This window comes from Mesorhizobium sp. P2_E9 (assembly GCF_056403815.1).
This window is the reverse complement of sequence record NZ_JBFUET010000013.1, coordinates 42,512-59,653: the sequence shown is the minus strand read 5'-3', so window position 1 is coordinate 59,653 and position 17,142 is coordinate 42,512. Positions and strand designations below refer to the sequence as shown.

The following is a 17,142-nucleotide window of genomic DNA, read 5'->3' as shown; positions in this document are numbered from 1 at the left end:
CGATCAGTCGCGCCAGTCACAGAAAATGTGTGCATAGCATAGCCGCTTTGCGGGGCGAGGAACCCAAGTTCTGATAGGCCGCTCAGTTGAACCACAGCGCAAACGTCAAAAATCCGCCGCCGCCGAACTCGCGCTGGATCTGGTCGAAATCCTCGCTGGTCAGGATCTTGCCGCTTTCGAGGTAGGGCGCGATTCCCGGGCCGGTGATAGACAGCACCAGATCGAAGTTCTTCGGCTCGTCGAAGAAGCGCTTCATGTTGATGCCCTTGCCGGTGATGCGGAAATGCGGCAGCAGCGCGCGGCCTTCGAGCAGGTCCTCGGCCATGGTCAAGGTGGCGAGCCAGGCCTGGACCTGTTCCTCGCCGACTTCGAGACCGGTGAGCGGGTTCGGACCCTTCTGCTGCGGGCCGGGCAGCCATTCGCGGTCATTGTCGGTCTCGGCGCGGATCGCCTTCCAGTCCTCGCGTGACAGCCGGATCATTTCCAGCAATTCCTGGCGGGCCGCCTTGCGGCGCTCCGGCTCGACCACCGGCCAGTTGATCATGTGCACCATAGAGATGAAATCGGCGATGCGCCATTCCGACGAGAAGATGCTCGAGCCCATCTCGCTCGGCGGCGGCACGAGAATGTCCTGCAGCGGCAGCTTGGCGCGCGGGAACAGCATGTGGAAGGAGCCGTCGAAAGTACCTCTGAAATCATGCGCCAGCCAGAAATCGGCCTGCGCCATCAGGAACTCGGCATAGCCCTGCAGCCAATAGCCGTCGGCGCGGTCGAAGCGGAAGGTGAGCGCGGGTGCGGTATCGCCCTGCGAGATGCTGCCGCGCGACAGCGCGGCCATGATCGCCGCCATGCTTTCATCGGGCGCGATGGTGCCGTCCTCGTTGAGGTCGATGCCGACATGGGTGAGGTCGATGACCATGCCGATATCGGCATCGGCGGGCACCGAGCCTAGCGTGGCGGCGGATTTCGCCAGTCGGTCGCGGAAGGCGACCAATATGGCGCGGAACTCTTCATAGGTCAGCGGCTCGGGGTTGGGATTTGATGGCACCGGCAGCTGCATCAGCGGCAGCATGAAGGATTGCGGGCTTTCGAAACCATGGCGGTGCAGGCCGCTGGCCAGCAACTCGAGTGCTGTGAAGAACTCGCCGGCGCCGGCGGCATAGGCCGCTGCCGGGTCCTTTGGCGCGGCGGCCTCCAGCGTCGACAGGGCGCTGTCACGCGCGGCCACGGTCTTCGCCTCGAACAGAGCGGTTGCCGCTTCGGGCATGGCGGCATGCGCCGAAGACAATGGCACAAGCAAAATGAAGGCGGACGCCATCAGGCTTGCTATTCGTGTCATACTTTCCCTCCCATGCATTTGTCGCCGGCAACAATACACAGATTTGCGGCTATTTGCGGCATCGCGCCTGTCAGCGCCGACGCGCAGTCCACATCGTCGATTGCCGACGGCTTCAACCCAGCCACTAGACAGTCTAAACAAGGCAAACGATTGGGCATTGCGTGTCGAACTATCCGCTTTCCTACAAATTGTCCTGGCTGCCGCGTTTCCTGAAACCGTCGCTCGACGGTGATGCCAAAGGGTTTGCGCCGATGGCGGGAACGTTGATGGAGCCACCGCCGATAAAGACGGTGCGGCTCGCCTTCATCGGCGACATCTCGGCGGTGGCCAACAGTCGGGCGCCGGATTGTGACCCGGCGATCAAGGCGCTGCTTGGCACTGCCGATCTGGTGATCGGCAATTGCGAAAGCCCTGTCGTGGACAGGCCGAGCGCCGTGCTCGGAACGAAGCTCGGCACGCATCATGCGATGAGCGAGCGGTTTCTGGCCGAGGCGCTCGCGGCGGTCGGTCTTGCGCGCGAAAAACTGGTGCTGTCGCTGGCCAACAATCATGTTCTGGACCAGGGCGTCGCCGGTTTCGAGGAGACGGTGGCGGCGCTGAAGCGGCTTGGCATCCGCACCATTGGCCTCGCCGCCGACGGCCCGGTGCAGCCGGTCAAGGTCGGGCCGCTGGATGTCGGCTTCGCCGCCTTCACGCTGTGGCGCAATGCCGATGAAAACCTGTTCGCCGGGCGTGTGTCGATGGACCCGACAGGCTGGCAGCGCGATCATTTCGACCTTCTCTGCGCCGTGCCGCATTGGGACTGGGAGTTCCGGCATTTTCCACGCGCCGGAACAAGGGCATTGGCCATGCGCCTGGCCGGGCAGGGCGTCGGGCTGATCGCCGGCCATCACGCCCATGTCGTGCAGCCGGTGGAACGGATTGGTGACGCGGTCATCGCTTACGGGCTCGGCGATTTCCTCGGCACCGCCCTTGCCCGGCAGCCATGGCCGGGGCGCATTGGCGGGATTTTCGTCGTCGATGTCAGCGCGGATGCGGGGACGCGCGGTGTGGTTGCGTCCTACCGGCTGCATCCCTTTGTGCGGCTGCGGGCCGGGGATCATGAACGGCTGGTGCCGGTGGCAGGGTTGGAGGGCCGCATGCGCGACAAGGTCGAGGGGCGGCTGAGAGCGATCTTTCCTTCTCTGGCAACCGAAGAGGATGTCACTGCCTAGCCGTCTGGCGGCCCTCACAAAAGCAGCTATCATGCAGGCGTGCTGGCGGCGGAGAGATGGCAGTGGAAACAGCGGATTTCATGCCTGATGAGACTGTCATCGCAGCCATCCGGAGGGGCATCGAAGCCTATGAAGCGGCGAGGGCCTCGACGCTGCGGCAGGTGCGCTGGCGGACGCCGCTTTTCGTTGGCTTGGTGCTGGTGGCCGTGGCAGTGATCGCGTGGCTGTTCAACAAGGTCGCCGACCCCAACGAGCAATGGTTTTCGACGCCGCATGTGTTTCTCTACATCATCGGTTTCGTGACGGCGATCCTGCTCTATTTCCGGGCGATCCGGCCGGCGACGCGGCTGCGGCAATCGTTTCGCGAGACGCTGATGCCGATCATCTTCGGCTTCATCGGGGATATGCGCTACCAGCGCGACGTGACGCCGAATTCCTTCGACCGGTTGCCGCGCGAGACGGTCGGCGGCGCCAGCATGAGCCGCTTCGACGATATCATTTCGGGACGCTATGACGGGTTTGCGTTCGAACTCTACGAAGCCGACCTTTGGGATGGGGCGTCGACCAAGACCAAGGCGACAACCTTCAAGGGCGTCATCGTTGCTTTCGAGGCCATCGAGCCGTTCCCGGGAATATTGGTGGCGACGCGGCGCACCAATGCGGTGATGGGCTTCTTCCGCGGCATGTTCGCCAGCAAAAAAATCCAGGAACTGTCATCCGGCGTGCCCGAACTCGATGCGGCCTATGAATTCCGCACCGACAATGTCGAGGCGGCGCGGCCGCTGGTGATGGGCCGGCTGGCACAGGCGCTGAAATGGCTGGGCGAGACTTGGCCGGACGATCCCGCCCGCGTCGCGCTCAATGGCGGCGACGGTTTCCTGCTGTTGCCGCAGGCGAAGAATTTCTTCGAGCTGCCCGAAATATCGGTGCCGCTCGACTATACCAGGCATGTTGCGCCGATGATCTCGGACATGGGCGCCATGCTGGCGACGGCGGCACTGGTGCGCAAGATCGGCGCCAAGGACGCGGGCTAGGGCAGTTCGCCGTTTCACGGAAACGGTGAACTGCTCTAGGCCTTTGTTTTCACGCAATTCCCAAGGGAAAGCGCTCTGCGCTTTTCCCGAGAAAACCGATCACACTTTTCCTGGAATTGCTCTGGCCGGCGTCGAAACAAAACGTGTCCTTGTCGATTTCTCGGAACATTTTTTGTGATCCCGCCGGACGGCAAATACGGCAGTGGCATGATGACAGTCATGTGGCATCTAACCGACTCTTTTCATGGCAGAATTCGCTGACGCAATTGGCGCGAGATGACACCAGCGTTGTTGACCCGCAAGCAATGTGTCAGAATTAAGCCTATGATTTTGTTTGCGAAAATTCATCCAACGTGATTTGCGACCAGCAGGCTTTCCGGCCCAGTGTCGGCTTGTTCGGTGCTGTCGTTACCCAAGACGACGGCCCGGAAAACCGAAACAGCACGGAGTACATCCGATGAAAAGAACCCTCGTAACCACCGCCGCTCTGCTCGCCTTCCTCGGCACGGCCTATGCCGCGTCCGTTCAGGGCACCATCCAGGCGGTCGATCCGACGACCAAGTCGATCACGCTCGACGACGGCAAGATCTACCAGCTGTCGCCGGAAGCGAAGATCGGTAAACTGAAGGTCGGCGCCAAGGTGGCGGTAACCGTCGATGACAAGACCGGCATGGTGACGTCGATCAAGAAGGCTTCGTAGCCGAGAGCGTCATGCGTCGGCGGACCTGCTGACCGGACTTTTCAGACCCTGCTCCATCTTGGCCGGTTCCTTCGGGGATCGGCCATTTTCATGCTCCTGGGCACTCACCGCCAGGCGGCCAGGGTGACGGAATGCTGCCCCGACAGCACTCCTATGGTTTTTGCCAAAGAGCCGCGCTATCCCTTGGCCAACGGGGGATCTGCATGGCTGACGAACAGAAGGGGTTCCGCCTGTCGCGCCGGCTGGTGCTCGGTGCGACCGTGGTCGGTGGCGCGGTGCTGTGGGGCGGCACCACCATGGCACGGCTGGCCAGGGGACCTTCGGGGCCGAAGAATGCCGGGCGCATCGCCGACATCGATGGCATCGCCCTGCCGTCGAAACCGCTCGCCAGTCCGCCGGCCTTTGATCCCTCGCTGCCCTGGTTGGCCAAGGGCGGCGACATCAACGATGCCAGCGGCCTGTCGCGGACGCCGGTCTATGGTGTGGTCGAGGTCAGCGAGGAAGACCATATCGCCAGGGCGCTGGCCTTCGCCCGCGCCAACGGGCTGAAAGTGTCGCTGGCCGCCATCCGCCATTCGATGGGCGGGCATGCCTTCGACGACCATGCGCTGGTGCTCGACCTCAAGAAGTTCAACAAGGTCAGCGTCGACACGACGGCCAAGACCATGACGCTGCAGCCCGGCGCGCGCTGGCACGACATCCAGAACCTGCTGCATCCGCGTTTCGCGGTGAAGGCGATGCAGTCGACCGACATTTTCTCGGTCGGTGGCTCGCTGTCTGTCAATGCGCATGGCATGGACCATCAGGCGGGTTCGGTTGCCGGCTCGATCCGTTCGATGCGGGTGATGCTGGCCGATGGGGCGGTGACGACCTGCTCACCGAGCGAGAACACCGACCTGTTCCGCCACGTCGTCGGCGGCTACGGCCTGTTCAGCGTGGTGCTGGAGGCGACGCTCGACATCGTCGACAACGCCGTCTACCGGACGTCGCGCGAAATCATCAAATCCGACGATTTCCCGAAGTTCTTTGCCGAGGTGCTGGAGCCGAACAGGGATATCGGCCTGTTCTACGGCCATCTGTCGACGGCGCCGGGCAATTTCCTCGAGGACATGATCGTCTACCGCTACGACAAGGTGGCCGAGCAACCGCCGGCCGACCAGCCGCCGATCGGCGAACCGGGCTCGGTCGGGCTGAGGCGGGTGATCATCAACCTGGCGAAATGGGGCAGCGTGTTCCAGGAGCTGAAGTGGTTCACCGAAAAGACGCTGGAGCCGAAATTCGAGAACTGCACGGTGGCACGCACTTCAGCAATGGCGCAAGGCGAGGCCTGTCTCGTCACCCGCAACAATCCGATGCACGATTCGGTGCCGTATCTGTTCAACGATCTGATGGACGAGACCGACATTCTGCACGAATATTTTATTCCACGTGCTGCGTATAATCCATTCATCACGGAGGCTCGCGAGATCCTGCGCAAACAGTCGCTGCCGGTGCTCAATGCCTCGGTGCGCATCGTCCACAAGGAGGATGTGGCGCTGACTTATGCGCCGGAGCCGGCCTATTCGCTGGTGCTCTACATCAACCAGCCGACCGATGCCGACGGCAATGCCAGGATGCGGGCACTGACGCGGGTGCTGATCGATGTGACGATCAAGCATGGCGGGCGTTTCTTCCTGCCTTACCAGTTGCACTACACGGCCAAGGAGTTGCTGGCGTCCTATCCCGAACTGCCGGCTTTCCTGGCATCGAAGCGGCAATATGACCCGACGGAACTGTTTTCCTCGACCTTCTACCGTGCCATCAAGGCACTGAGCGGGGTGGCGTAGACGCCTAGGAGATTCAATCGATGCGCATGCTATCAGCGGCAGCCCTCACTCTCATCGCGCTGTGCGCTGGACCGGTCGCAGCCGAGGACCTCAAGGCTTTCAAGCTGACCATCGATGGGGTGACGGTCGATATCGATCCCGGTGAGAGCACTGATATCACGCTGCCCGGCGGCAAGCAGAGCAAGGTGACGCTCGAGCGCAACGACTTCGCCACCTTTTCCGGCGGCAGTTTCTCCTTCGTCCATCCGAGCGGCATTTCGGTGACCAAGACCGATCTCGGCGAAAACATCACGCAATATCTGATGGCTTCGGCGCTCGGCACGATCGTCGTGGTGCAGGAATACGGCAAGATGAACCCGGTGTCGCTCAACCAGCTGATGCTGCAGGAGATGACCCGGGAATCAGTGCAGGCCGGTGCCGAACTGACGCAGCAGCCGACGACCCGCAAGCTTGCCGACGGCAAGGAATTGACAGGCATCCGCGCCGAGGTGAAGACGCGCACCGACACCGCGTATTTCGAGATCGTCGGCTACGGGCTTGCCGATCAGGGCCTGCTGTTCATCACGCGCGTCGGCAGCGAGGACCTGGGCACCGAACAGCCGCTGATCGACAAGTTCTGGGAGAGGCTGAAGCTGAAGATGTAAGAGCTACAGCCCCGTCGGCACCAGGCCGGCCAGCCAGTTCACGGAGCGCTTGGCCGCGTCAGCGGTCGCCGAAGCGGCGCGGCCAAGATCGGTCTTGACCACGGCGTAGCCGTTCTTGGTGCGGTAGAGCACGCCGGTTCCGCCATCGACCACCTGTTCATAGGCGACAGGCCGGGCAGCGTCCGCGTCGACGGCCGTCGTCGGCGTGCCGACGGGGACGCTTGGCCGACGGCTCAGTTCCGGCGGCAGCGGGCTTTCCGTCCGCACGACCCTGCTGGCGGGCTTCAGTTCGGGCAGGGACGCGGTGGCGGCGAGCTGCGAGGAGGACGACGAACCTTTGGTGCGGCAGATGCCGGACACCAGCGGATAGTTGAAATTGCGCTGGTGCAGGATCTGGCTCTTCATCGCGGCTTCGCATTCGGCGATTGTCGACCATTTCGCCGGCGTCTCGCCGATATATTCGCAAAGCTTGGCGTCGCAGTCGCAGCCGACGATGGTCATGGCGACAAGGGCGGTCTTGATCACGGTCTTGTCCCTTCGAGATGCCCCCCGGCAGCTCAGTCATTTCCATCGCGCGCGAACAAGGCGGGATTTGGCCGCGATTGTGGAATGAGCGTGGCGGAGCGCTCTGGGTGGCCAATCTTTGCGCGGTGTTACCGAAAGGCCTCAATAATCGTAGACGTGTTCGAGTTTTGCGCCTGCCTTCATCAGCGACGGCAGCACCAGATGCAGCTTGCGCACGGCAACGACCATGCCGGTGCGGCGCGTCGAGGAGTCGGCCGGCAGCGGATAGCTGAACAGGATGCGCATGCCTTCGGGAACGGCGATCGAGTCGGTCGAGAGCATGGTGACCATGATCTCGTCATTGCCGCCGATCTCGACGAAGGAGACGCCCTTGTCGATCAGCCGCGGGATCATGTCGGTGAAGACCTGATAGCGCTTGGTGACGAAGATGGTGCCGTCGGCACCGTAATTGCGTTCCAGCAAGGTGTCCGGCTCGTTGCGGGTGGCTTCGCCGACCGGGCCCTTGGCCCAGACATGGATGTCGAGCAACGCCGGGTCGGAGGTGGCGGCAAGCGCCTTCTTGATCAGGTCGGCATAACCCTGCTTGATGGTGTCGGCGAGACCGAAGGCGAGTTTGCGCTCGCTGCTGCGGATGGAGCTGTCGCCCGGCGCCGGCTGCACGGCAAACAGGCCGGCGCGCTTTTCGGCATAGGGGAACTGGTACCACGGCACCTGGTCGAGAAAGCCTGCGTAGTCCGCCGCCACCTTGGCCTGGTAGATGTCGGCGGCGGTGCGCTTGGCCGATGTCGCTTCGGTGACGCGGCCGACGGTATTCTCGTAGGCCCATTGCAGGATGTGCTCGATCGAATGGCTGGTGCCGATGATGACCAGCATCTGGTGGTTGGCATAGTTGAACTTGTAGGGCGAACTGGCGCGGATCACCGTGGCGTAGTCCTGCCAGAAGCGGCCGACATAGGACCAATAGGGAAAGCCGCTCGGCTGGTCCTTGGCGACGAAGCCGGCATATTCGCGCGCGGCGTAGACGATCGCCCATTCGGGATAGGTGAGGAAGGTGGATTCCTCCGGCCGCTGGTAGCCGGGGATCTCGGCGCGGACCTTGTCAACCAACACTTTGGGCGGCGCGCCGTCGGCCATGCCGGGTAGCGGCGTCTTGTCGAGCGAGGGCGTGGTCAGGAAGCCGTAGCTCAGCCCGATGACCGGGATGAGGATGACGATGACGATCAGCCAGACGATCGTCTTGACGAGGCGCTTCAGCCAGCGGAACAGGAACATGGCCGGTCAGGCCGTGGCGAAGTGGTCGTAGATGCGCTTCGACAGCCAGAAGCCGACATAGACGGCGAAGCCGCCAATGACGATGTGCGGCAGGTTGGCGAAGAAGCGGGCGGGGAACTCGATGTCGTTGAGGGAGCGGAAGCCGTTGATGAAGATGCCGGCATCGAGGCAGCCGGAACCGGTGATCAGCCCGAGTATGCCGTCGAACAGATAGACCGAGCCGAACAGCTTGAAATAGAAAACCGCCAGGCGGTGCGAGATCAAGGCGGCGGCCAGCGCCCAGACGCCGGAGAAGGCGTGCAGCAAGTCGTCGTACCATTGCAATGAGAACAGGCCGAACAGATTGCCGTTGGCATCGTTGAACGCCGGTATGTAGCCGATGGCGACGACGGCGAAGAACAGGAAAGCGTAGGCAACGGCAAGCTTCTGGATCAGCGTCATGAAGCATCCCCCTTCAAAGAGCCCATTTGCAAACGCTACTCTGCCGGCCGCCTGACGCGGTTTTCTGCGCTTCCGATGCTCACGGACCCAAAAGTCCGCTGCGCTTCGGTTCTCGAAAGCCACGCCATCCGACTCGGCAGAGCGCGTTTTCAAACGGGCTCTGACGCAGCGATACTAAACGATTTTAACGCGCGGTGAAGCGGCGCCCGCAAGATCGCCAGCAAGGGACATCAACGGGCGGAAACGACAGTCGGCGCCGGGATTTCTCCCAGCGCCTCCCTGTCAGATCAGGACACGGTCGCGGCAGCAACTTCCGTAAAGTCGTCGCGCCATGCCGGCCTTGATTTTGACGGCCCCGCCAGTCCGCCACCCGAGAGCAGCGTCCGTTCAGGACCTCGCCGGTCTCCACCCTTGCGGGCTTTGCCCTGCGGCCATCGAAGGTTTTTGCCGTCCTTCATGGCAGCATCGGTCCGCCGTCGGCGTTGGCACGCTTTCCGCGGCCCCGTAGGTCTCGGCTTCCGTCCCTCGAACAGGCAAGCCTGCTCTCGCTTCGGGCCGTACGGGCCTCAGGAAATCCGCCTTTCACTTCGCCTTTCGGCTTGATGATTGGTAGCCGCCTGAGATGGGTTGAACTTACGCCGGGTAAGGGTCTTGGGGAATGGCCCTGGGCCTGTGGATAGCGGGATTATCGGGGACTGTTTGCCAAGTGTCCCGAAATTTCGGCGCCGGTTGCCTTAGACAGCGTGCCCCGCTTTTTGGTGCTCCGACCGACAGCGCCCCTTGCTCCGCCGGCGGGCAAGGGTTTCAATGCCGGCAAACGATCGGGCGTGTATGCCCGGCGCCGGGGAGGGCGAGTATTTGAAAGTCGGGGTGGTTCTCAATCCGATTGCCGGTGGCGGCCGGCTGAAACGGCATTGGCCTGAAGTCGCCGCCTCGCTGAAAAAGCACTTCGGCGATTTCGAGCTGCGCGAGACGCAAGCCGAGGGCGATGCCGAACGGCTGGCCATCGACCTTGCCGCCAGCGGTTTCGACCTGGTGATCGCCGGCGGCGGCGACGGCACGGCGAGCGAGGTGGCCGACGGGCTGCTGCAGGCGGCCGAAGAGAGCGGCAAGACGACCGAGCTTGGCCTTCTGCCATGCGGCACCGGCATCGATTTCGCTCGCGGGCTCGGCCTGCCGAAAGACGTGGATGCGACGCTGAAGCGGATCGCCGAGGCGAAGGGGCGCAAGGTCGATGCCGGGCGCATCTGCTATATCGACGACCATGGCGCGCTGGCCAGCCGCCACTTCATCAACATCGCCAGCCTCGGCCTCTCAGGGGCGACGGACCGCGCGGTCAATGCCGACAAGCGCAAGGGCAAGATGTCGGCCAAGGCGCTGTTCCTGTGGCGCACCGTGGTCGAGTTCATCCGCTACCGCTTTCAGGATGTGCGGATCACCGTCGATGACGGCACGCCGGTCGAGGCGCGCATGGCGCTGGTGGCGGTGGCCAACGGCAAATTCTTCGGCGGCGGCATGATGATCGCGCCCGACGCCGAGCTGACCGACGGCCAGTTCGACATCGTCATCCTGCGCGCGGCGGGCAAGCTGAAACTGATCTGGGACATCCGCCTGCTCTATGGCGGCCGGCACCGCAACCATCCGGCCATCACTATCCTGCGCGGCAAGAAGGTGGTGGTCGAACCGCTCGGCGATGTGGAAAAGAACGGCGCGTTGGTCGACATAGACGGTGAGTCGCCAGGACGCATACCGGCGACCTTCGAGATCCTGCCTGGAGCGCTGATGCTGAGATATTGAGTCAAGGCGTTGCGGCTTTGATTCAAGTCGTTTCGAAACTGAATCCGGCTATCGATTCAAGTTAATGAAATTGCTTGGTTTTCCGGTCCCTGGTCAAAGTTCCAGCTTGGCCGGGAAACCGGGGGCACGCAGGTCGGTGCCGACCGCATCCTCGAGCAATTTGACGATCTGCGTCGACCAGGCGCCTCCGCCATAGGCTTCCTTGCCTTGCTCGAAAATCGCGTTGACGCGCGTGGCGAGATCGAGCGGCACGCCGAAATCCTTGCCCATGCCCAAGGCGAAGCCGAGGTCCTTCAGCGCCAGGTCCATGGTGAAGCCGATGTCGTAGGAGCCGTTGAGGACGAGCTGGCTTTCGGTCTCGTGGACGAAGCTGTTGCCGGAGGATGCAACGATGGCGTGGTACGATTGGGCAAGATCGAGCCCACCTTGCTTGGCCAGCATCAGCGCTTCGCCGGCGGCGACGAGATGGATGAAGGCCAGCATGTTGGTGATCACCTTGATCACCGCCGCCGAGCCGACTGGCCCCATCAGGAAGGAGCGTGCGCACATCGCTTCGATGGCAGGTCGATGGCGTTCGTAAAGCGCCGCATCGCCGCCGACCAGCGCGGTGATTTTTCCCGCTGCCGCCAGATGCACGCCGCCGGTGACCGGGCATTCCAATGTCTCGACATCCTTGGCCGAGGCGAGGGCGGCAAGCCGAACAATCTCGTCGCGGCCGTTGGTCGACATCTCGATCCAGGTGCCGCCCTCGGGTAGACCTTCCAACAACCCGCCGGGACCAGACAGCACCGCTTCACTGACCTTTGGCGAGGGCAGGCATGTGATGGCATTGCCGGCGCGAGAAGCAGCCTCGGCGGGGCTGTTGGCAGCTGCGGCGCCAAGCGCAACGAGGCGCTCGACGGCAGTGGGATCGCGGTCGAAGACCGTGACGGCAAAACCATTGCGGACAAGGCTGGCGGCAAGGTTGCCGCCGAGATGGCCGAGGCCGATGAAGGCGTAGCGTTCGCTCACGGCATCAACGGTGTCTGCATCATCTGCAGGTGCAAATCCTTGCCGGTATAGGGGTGTGCGTCGCAGACCGCCTCGTTGAGCTCGACGCCGAGGCCGGGCTCCTTCGACGGGATGACATTGCCGTCCTGCCACTCGATCTTCTTCTTCAGCAGCGTGGCGTGGAAACCGTCCCACTGCTTCAGCGATTCCAGGATCAGGAAGTTGGGCAGCGTTACCGCCAGCTGGATGTTGGCGGCGCCGACAATCGGCCCGCAATAGCAGTGCGGCGCGATCTGGATGTGGTAGGCCTCGGCCATGGCGGCGATCTTCTTGGTTTCGAGAATGCCGCCGGAGCGGCCGAGGTCGGGCTGCAGGATGGTCGCCGCACGGTTCTCGATGACGCGCGCGAATTCGAACTTGGTCGTCAGCCGCTCGCCGGTGGCGATCGGGATCGAGGTCGCGCGGGCTACTTGCGCCATGACCTCCGGCATATCGGGCGGCACCGGCTCCTCGAACCACAAGGGATCATAGGGCTCGATGGCTCGCGCCATGCGCAGCGCACCCGACGCGGTGAACTGGCCGTGCGTGCCGAACAATATGTCGGCGCGGGTGCCGACCGCCTCGCGGATTGCCTTGACCATGCGGGTGGCGACATCGATGTCGATGAGGCGCGGCTGGTGGCCGTCAAAGGCGGTGTAGGGGCCGGCCGGGTCGAGCTTCACGGCATTGAACCCCTGCTCGACATATTCGAGTGCGCAGGCCGCCGCCATTTCGGGGTCGTTGTAGACGTTCCTGCCGTCCGGCGCGTCCTCGGAATGGACACTGCCGGTGTGCGGATAGAGATAGGTGTAGGAGCGCAGCGTCTCGTGCACCTGGCCGCCGAGCAGTTTGTAGACCGGCTTGTTGGCCTCCTTGCCGACAATATCCCAGCAGGCCATTTCGAGCGCCGAGAAGCAGCCCATGCCGGTCACGTCGGGGCGCTGGGTGAAGCCAGACGAATAGGCGCGGCGGAAGAAGTTCTCGATGTCGTGCGGATCGTGGCCGATCAGATAACGCTCGGCCATGTCCTCGACAAGCTTTGCCGTGATGGGGGCGGAGAAGGTGGCGTTGTAGGCTTCGCCATAGCCGACCACGCCGCCGTCGGTGGTGAGCTTGACGAAGATGAAATATTTGCCGCCGATGCCGGGCGGCGGGTTGCCGACAACCCAGGTCTTGACGTCGGTGATCTTCATTTTTGGTCCTCCAGAACCAGTTCGGCACCCTTCCACCCGGTCATGATCGAGGCGGCGTTGGTGTTGCCGGTGATGTTGTCGGGAAAGATCGAGGCGTCGATGACGCGCAAGCCGTCAAGGCCATGCACTTTCAGGCGAGGGTCGACTACGGAGCGCTGGGGATCAGGCCCCATGCGGCAGGTCGAGACCGGGTGATAAACGGTGCCCGAGCGTTTCCTGAAATCGGTGATGAGGTCGGCATCGGACTGGATCGATGGGCCGGGCAGGACTTCTTCCCTGATGATTTCCGCCATCGCCGGCATCGAGGCGATCTTGCGCACGAACTTCACCGCCGCCAGCATCTCCTCGACGTCGGCATTGGTCGAATAGGCGTTAGCGGTGATTTTCGGATACTCCAGCGGATTGCTGGAGCGGATCATGATCTCGCCGCGGCTCGACGGGCGGCAATTGGACAGGCCGATGGAGAAGCCGGGCCAGGGATCGGGGGTCAGGATCGGCCGTTCGCCGCTCTTCGGGATGACGGTCGAAAAGGCCTGAAAATAGAGCTGCATATTGGGGCGCGAGAACGCCGGGTCGGTGCGGAAGAAGCCGCCGCCATGGTTCATCGACAGCGAAAGCGGACCGGACCGGGTCAATATGTACTGCATGCCGACCAGCAGCTTGCCCCACCACGGGCGGAGGATCTGGTTGAGCGTCGGCACCTTGCCCTTGAAAGTGTAGTTGATACCAACATGGTCCTGCAGATTGGCGCCGACATTCTCGCTGGCGTGGACGACCGGTATGCCGAGTCCGCCAAGCAGCGCCGACGGACCGATACCGGACAACTGCAGCAATTGCGGCGAGTTGATCGAACCGCTGGACAGGATGACCTCGCGGCCGGCGCGCGCCGTCCTGGTCTCGCCGTCCTGCAGATACTCGATGCCGACGGCGCGCTTGCCTTCGAACAGGATGCGGGTCGCCAGCGCGTCGGTCTCGACGCGGACATTGGCGCGCTTCATCGCCGGGCGCAGGAAGGCGCGGGCGGCGGACATGCGGCGACCGTTTTTGGTCGAGATCTGGTAGGTGCCGACGCCTTCCTGGGTGGCGCCGTTGAAATCGGGGTTGAGTGGCAGGCCGGCCTGCTGGCCGGCGGCGAGATAGCGCTTTGTCAGCGGGTGAACGGCGTTGGCCGTGCCGCTGATGTGCAGCGGGCCACCGGTGCCGCGCCATGTGTCGGCGCCGGCCTCATTATCCTCGAGCGCCTTGAAGGCCGGCAGCAAATCATCATAGCCCCAGCCGGGATTGCCGGCGGCGCGCCAGTCGTCGAAATCCTCGCGCGCGCCGCGGATCCAGACCATGGCGTTGATCGAACTCGACCCGCCGAGCAGCTTGCCGCGGGGCCAGTGGTCGACATTGCCGCCGAGACCGGGATCGGCTTCGGTCTTGTAGTTCCAGTTGACCGCGGGATCGAAGAAGGTCTTGCCGTAGCCGAGCGGCATCTGCACGTAGAAGCGGCGGTCGCTGCCGCCGGCCTCCAGCACCAGCACCGAAAAGCGGCCCGAGGCCGACAGTTTGTCGGCGAGCACCGAGCCGGCCGAGCCGGAGCCGACGATGATGAAGTCATAAGTCTGCATGATAAGTCTGGGCGGCTCCGGAAATCTGGCCGCAGCCTAGACGCCGCAGGCTTGCTAAGTCGCCGCGCCTTCCGGCATGCGTTGTGAAAAATGCGACCGGGGTGCGAGGTCGAGTTGCGGGGAATACCGACAATCGCGCTTGATATGTATGGGGTCGACAGCTTATGCGATGGCATCAGCAATCCGAGGAAGTCGGGAAATCATATGCGTACCCTGTCGGATGCCTTCATTCCCGAACTGCCGGGCCACTACAAGGGCAAGGTCCGCGAAAACTACGACCTGGCGGACGGGCGGCGCATCATCATCGCCACCGACCGTCTCAGCGCCTTCGATATCATCCTGACCTCGATCCCGTTCAAGGGCGAGATCCTGACCCAGACGGCGCGCTACTGGTTCGAGGAAACCGCCGATATCTGTCCGAACCATGCGCTCGAATATCCCGATCCCAATGTCGTCGTCGGCACAAGGCTGGACATCCTACCGGTCGAGATCGTCGTGCGCGGTTATCTCGCCGGCACCACCAGCACCTCGATCCTGACCCGCTATAAGCGCGGCGAACGCGACATGTATGGCATGCGCCTGCCGGACGGGCTGCGCGACAATGAAAAGCTGGCCGAGGCCGTCATCACGCCGACGAGCAAGGCAGCGGATGGCGCCCATGACGAGCCGCTGTCGAGGGCGGAGATCCTCGAGCAGGGACTGCTCACGCAGGCGCAGTGGGACACCGTCTCGGATTATGCCTTGCGGCTGTTCGCCCGCGGCCAGGCGCGCGCCGCCGAGCGTGGTCTGATCCTTGCTGACACGAAATACGAATTCGGCACCGACAAGAACGGGACGATCATCCTCGCAGACGAAATCCATACGCCGGACAGCAGCCGGTACTGGATCGCCAGCAGCTACGAACAGGCGCTGGCAAGCGGCACGCGGCCGGGCAGTTTCGACAAGGATTTCATCCGCTCGTGGGTGGCAGCACGCTGCGATCCCTACAAGGACCCGATCCCCAGGATTCCGGACGAGATCGTCGAGCAGGCCTCCGGTGTCTATGCGCAGGCTTACGAGGCGATCACGGGCAAGAAATTCGTCCCAGACGTTTCCGGCGATACCGTTCTCGATCGCATCCGCTCGAACCTCGCGCGCTACTTCTAGCGGCAAGGCGAAGCTTTGCCGCGTTGACGCGTCCGTGCCGTGACGCTACGGGATCGAGGGCAATCGATCTCAAGCCATCGACCTCAGGGATTTTCTCGCATGGTGCAGTACGCGGAAGGACGGCCGATCGGAGACCTGACGCTGCGCACGCTGGCCATGCCTTCGGACGCCAATGCCGCCGGCGACATTTTCGGCGGCTGGGTGATGGCGCAGATGGACCTTGCCTGCGGCATCCGCGCCGCCGAGCGCGCCAGGGGCCGCGTGGTGACGGCGGCGGTCAAGGAGATGTCCTTCGCCAAGCCGATGAAGATCGGCGACACGCTGTGCATCTACACCCATGTCGAACGCGTCGGCCGCACCTCGATGACGCTCAAGGTCGAGGCGTGGGCGCAGCGCTACCTCTCCGACCTGATGGAAAAGGTGACGCATGCCGATTTCGTCATGGTGGCGCTGGACGGTGAGGGCAAGCCGAAGGCCGTTCCGGCCGAGGGTTGACTAAAGCCCGTTTCTGCCGATCCCCCAATGTGGGGCAATTGTTACACCGCTGATGCGAGCGATGCGTTTCGCGACATCCAGCGGTTGCCTTCACGCCCGATGTGCCGGCGTCGGGGGATATACAATGCGTCAACACATACTGAACGGCTGGCTGGTGGCTGCCCTTGTCGCCGTGGTCTGTCTGCTCGGCGTGACCGCCTATGCCGAAGTCAAAAACGACCTTCCGAACACCACCTGCCTGCATGGCGACAAGGGTGCCCGAAAGCCGGCCACGACATGCACGCCCTGCAGCCCGGCGCCTTGCGAGAGCCTGGCGCCGAGAAGCTGAAGGACTGCCTTTGGTCTGTGAGTGTCGTGGTCAGCAGCGCGGGCGCGGATGTCCTCGAGCGCCATGAGACAAAGTTGCCAGGCTGCATTCAGAGACCATGAGGTCGCTTGCCGTTAGACAATTTCGCTCACAGCGGAACGTCGAAACCCTTGCCGTGCAAGGGTTTCAGCCACGCGCGCCGTCGAATTTTTCGCGTGCCTCCCGCACACGTTGCGTGTTTCTGCGCGCCCATTCGCCAAGCGCACTGACCGGGATCAACAGTTCATGCCCGAGTTCGGTCAGCTCATAATCGACGCGCGGCGGAATGGTCGGAAACACGGTGCGGGTGACGAAGCCGTCACGTTCCAGCCCGCGCAAGGTGGTGGTCAGCATCTTCTGCGAAATGCCGCCGACAGCCGCGCGCAGCTCGTTGAAACGCAGCGGTCCGCCGCCAAGCTTGCCGACCACGAGCACGGTCCATTTGTCGCCGACGCGCTGCAGGATTTCCGAGATCGCGCGGCAGTCTTCGGTGTTATGCGGGTGCCTCAGTAACAAAACGGTGCCTCC

Annotated in this window: 17 protein-coding genes; 9 read left to right on the top strand and 8 right to left on the bottom strand. The window is 63.1% G+C overall.

Features of this window, described 5'->3' with window-relative positions; all coding sequences use genetic code 11:
* Positions 1-82: 82 nt before the first annotated feature.
* The gene (locus AC1D05_RS23110) at positions 83-1,339 is read right to left on the bottom strand and encodes a hypothetical protein (RefSeq protein ID WP_477444073.1); all 1,257 of its coding nucleotides are present in this window, start codon (positions 1,337-1,339) and stop codon (positions 83-85) included.
* Between the two features lie 161 nt (positions 1,340-1,500).
* On the opposite strand from AC1D05_RS23110, the gene AC1D05_RS23105 reads away from it, so the two are divergent.
* The 5 genes from AC1D05_RS23105 to AC1D05_RS23085 all read left to right on the top strand — a co-directional run bounded on the left by AC1D05_RS23105 (position 1,501) and on the right by AC1D05_RS23085 (position 6,757).
* A complete protein-coding gene (locus tag AC1D05_RS23105) occupies positions 1,501-2,553 on the top strand; it encodes a CapA family protein (protein WP_477444072.1) in 1,053 nt (350 codons plus the stop codon).
* Between the two features lie 80 nt (positions 2,554-2,633).
* Positions 2,634-3,587, top strand: coding sequence for a hypothetical protein (locus tag AC1D05_RS23100; RefSeq protein WP_477444071.1), 954 nt, complete (start codon positions 2,634-2,636; stop codon positions 3,585-3,587).
* A gap of 457 nt (positions 3,588-4,044) precedes the next feature.
* Positions 4,045-4,287 carry a DUF1344 domain-containing protein gene (locus tag AC1D05_RS23095; protein ID WP_172348989.1) on the top strand — a complete coding sequence of 81 codons (243 nt, stop codon included), beginning with the start codon at positions 4,045-4,047 and terminating at the stop codon, positions 4,285-4,287.
* A gap of 203 nt (positions 4,288-4,490) precedes the next feature.
* Positions 4,491-6,113, top strand: a complete 1,623-nt coding sequence (locus tag AC1D05_RS23090) for an FAD-binding oxidoreductase (RefSeq protein WP_477444070.1) — start codon at positions 4,491-4,493, stop codon at positions 6,111-6,113.
* Positions 6,114-6,133: 20 nt separating this feature from the next.
* Entirely contained in the window at positions 6,134-6,757 is a 624-nt protein-coding gene (locus AC1D05_RS23085) for a hypothetical protein (protein WP_477444069.1), read from the top strand.
* A 3-nt stretch (positions 6,758-6,760) separates the two neighbouring features.
* Here AC1D05_RS23085 and AC1D05_RS23080 read toward each other — a convergent pair whose 3' ends face one another.
* The 3 genes from AC1D05_RS23080 to AC1D05_RS23070 form a co-directional block, all read right to left on the bottom strand.
* The gene (locus AC1D05_RS23080; RefSeq protein WP_477444068.1) at positions 6,761-7,282 is read right to left on the bottom strand and encodes a hypothetical protein; all 522 of its coding nucleotides are present in this window, start codon (positions 7,280-7,282) and stop codon (positions 6,761-6,763) included.
* A gap of 141 nt (positions 7,283-7,423) precedes the next feature.
* On the bottom strand, positions 7,424-8,554 hold the full coding sequence (locus AC1D05_RS23075) for a hypothetical protein (protein WP_477444067.1): 1,131 nt from the start codon (positions 8,552-8,554) through the stop codon (positions 7,424-7,426).
* A gap of 6 nt (positions 8,555-8,560) precedes the next feature.
* Positions 8,561-8,995, bottom strand: a complete 435-nt coding sequence (locus AC1D05_RS23070; protein ID WP_477444066.1) for a hypothetical protein — start codon at positions 8,993-8,995, stop codon at positions 8,561-8,563.
* Positions 8,996-9,853: 858 nt separating this feature from the next.
* On the opposite strand from AC1D05_RS23070, the gene AC1D05_RS23065 reads away from it, so the two are divergent.
* Positions 9,854-10,792: a diacylglycerol/lipid kinase family protein gene (locus tag AC1D05_RS23065; protein WP_477444214.1), complete on the top strand. Its 939-nt coding sequence runs from the start codon at positions 9,854-9,856 to the stop codon at positions 10,790-10,792.
* Between the two features lie 93 nt (positions 10,793-10,885).
* On the opposite strand, the gene AC1D05_RS23060 is transcribed toward AC1D05_RS23065, so the two are convergent.
* From AC1D05_RS23060 to AC1D05_RS23050, 3 genes are read right to left on the bottom strand one after another with little or no spacing between them, the layout of a single operon-like run.
* Entirely contained in the window at positions 10,886-11,803 is a 918-nt protein-coding gene (locus AC1D05_RS23060) for an NAD(P)-dependent oxidoreductase (protein ID WP_477444065.1), read from the bottom strand.
* Positions 11,800-13,014, bottom strand: coding sequence for a mandelate racemase/muconate lactonizing enzyme family protein (locus AC1D05_RS23055; protein WP_477444064.1), 1,215 nt, complete (start codon positions 13,012-13,014; stop codon positions 11,800-11,802). Before AC1D05_RS23055 ends, AC1D05_RS23060 begins: the two co-directional genes overlap by 4 nt.
* Positions 13,011-14,627, bottom strand: coding sequence for a GMC family oxidoreductase (locus AC1D05_RS23050; RefSeq protein WP_477444063.1), 1,617 nt, complete (start codon positions 14,625-14,627; stop codon positions 13,011-13,013). Before AC1D05_RS23050 ends, AC1D05_RS23055 begins: the two co-directional genes overlap by 4 nt.
* Before the next feature lie 204 nt (positions 14,628-14,831).
* Between AC1D05_RS23050 and AC1D05_RS23045 the strand changes: the two genes are divergently transcribed.
* The 3 genes from AC1D05_RS23045 to AC1D05_RS23035 all read left to right on the top strand — a co-directional run bounded on the left by AC1D05_RS23045 (position 14,832) and on the right by AC1D05_RS23035 (position 16,596).
* A complete protein-coding gene (locus AC1D05_RS23045) occupies positions 14,832-15,773 on the top strand; it encodes a phosphoribosylaminoimidazolesuccinocarboxamide synthase (RefSeq protein WP_477444062.1) in 942 nt (313 codons plus the stop codon).
* Between the two features lie 99 nt (positions 15,774-15,872).
* Entirely contained in the window at positions 15,873-16,268 is a 396-nt protein-coding gene (locus AC1D05_RS23040; RefSeq protein ID WP_027044112.1) for an acyl-CoA thioesterase, read from the top strand.
* Positions 16,269-16,392: 124 nt separating this feature from the next.
* Entirely contained in the window at positions 16,393-16,596 is a 204-nt protein-coding gene (locus tag AC1D05_RS23035) for a hypothetical protein (RefSeq protein WP_477444061.1), read from the top strand.
* Positions 16,597-16,761: 165 nt separating this feature from the next.
* Here the strand turns inward: AC1D05_RS23035 and AC1D05_RS23030 are convergent, their stop codons facing one another.
* Positions 16,762-17,130, bottom strand: a complete 369-nt coding sequence (locus AC1D05_RS23030) for a winged helix-turn-helix transcriptional regulator (protein WP_477444060.1) — start codon at positions 17,128-17,130, stop codon at positions 16,762-16,764.
* Between the last annotated feature and the right edge of the window lie 12 nt (positions 17,131-17,142).

Bases quoted from the DNA above. Each gene is read 5' to 3' on its own strand.
- AC1D05_RS23110 (WP_477444073.1), bottom strand. From the start codon at position 1,339: ATGACACGAATAGCAAGCCTGATGGCGTCCGCCTTCATTTTGCTTGTG.
- AC1D05_RS23100 (WP_477444071.1), top strand. From the start codon at position 2,634: ATGCCTGATGAGACTGTCATCGCAGCCATCCGGAGGGGCATCGAAGCC.
- AC1D05_RS23095 (WP_172348989.1), top strand. From the start codon at position 4,045: ATGAAAAGAACCCTCGTAACCACCGCCGCTCTGCTCGCCTTCCTCGGC.
- AC1D05_RS23090 (WP_477444070.1), top strand. From the start codon at position 4,491: ATGGCTGACGAACAGAAGGGGTTCCGCCTGTCGCGCCGGCTGGTGCTC.
- AC1D05_RS23085 (WP_477444069.1), top strand. From the start codon at position 6,134: ATGCGCATGCTATCAGCGGCAGCCCTCACTCTCATCGCGCTGTGCGCT.
- AC1D05_RS23075 (WP_477444067.1), bottom strand. From the start codon at position 8,554: ATGTTCCTGTTCCGCTGGCTGAAGCGCCTCGTCAAGACGATCGTCTGG.
- AC1D05_RS23070 (WP_477444066.1), bottom strand. From the start codon at position 8,995: ATGACGCTGATCCAGAAGCTTGCCGTTGCCTACGCTTTCCTGTTCTTC.
- AC1D05_RS23055 (WP_477444064.1), bottom strand. From the start codon at position 13,014: ATGAAGATCACCGACGTCAAGACCTGGGTTGTCGGCAACCCGCCGCCC.
- AC1D05_RS23050 (WP_477444063.1), bottom strand. From the start codon at position 14,627: ATGCAGACTTATGACTTCATCATCGTCGGCTCCGGCTCGGCCGGCTCG.
- AC1D05_RS23045 (WP_477444062.1), top strand. From the start codon at position 14,832: ATGCGTACCCTGTCGGATGCCTTCATTCCCGAACTGCCGGGCCACTAC.
- AC1D05_RS23040 (WP_027044112.1), top strand. From the start codon at position 15,873: ATGGTGCAGTACGCGGAAGGACGGCCGATCGGAGACCTGACGCTGCGC.
- AC1D05_RS23035 (WP_477444061.1), top strand. From the start codon at position 16,393: ATGCGTCAACACATACTGAACGGCTGGCTGGTGGCTGCCCTTGTCGCC.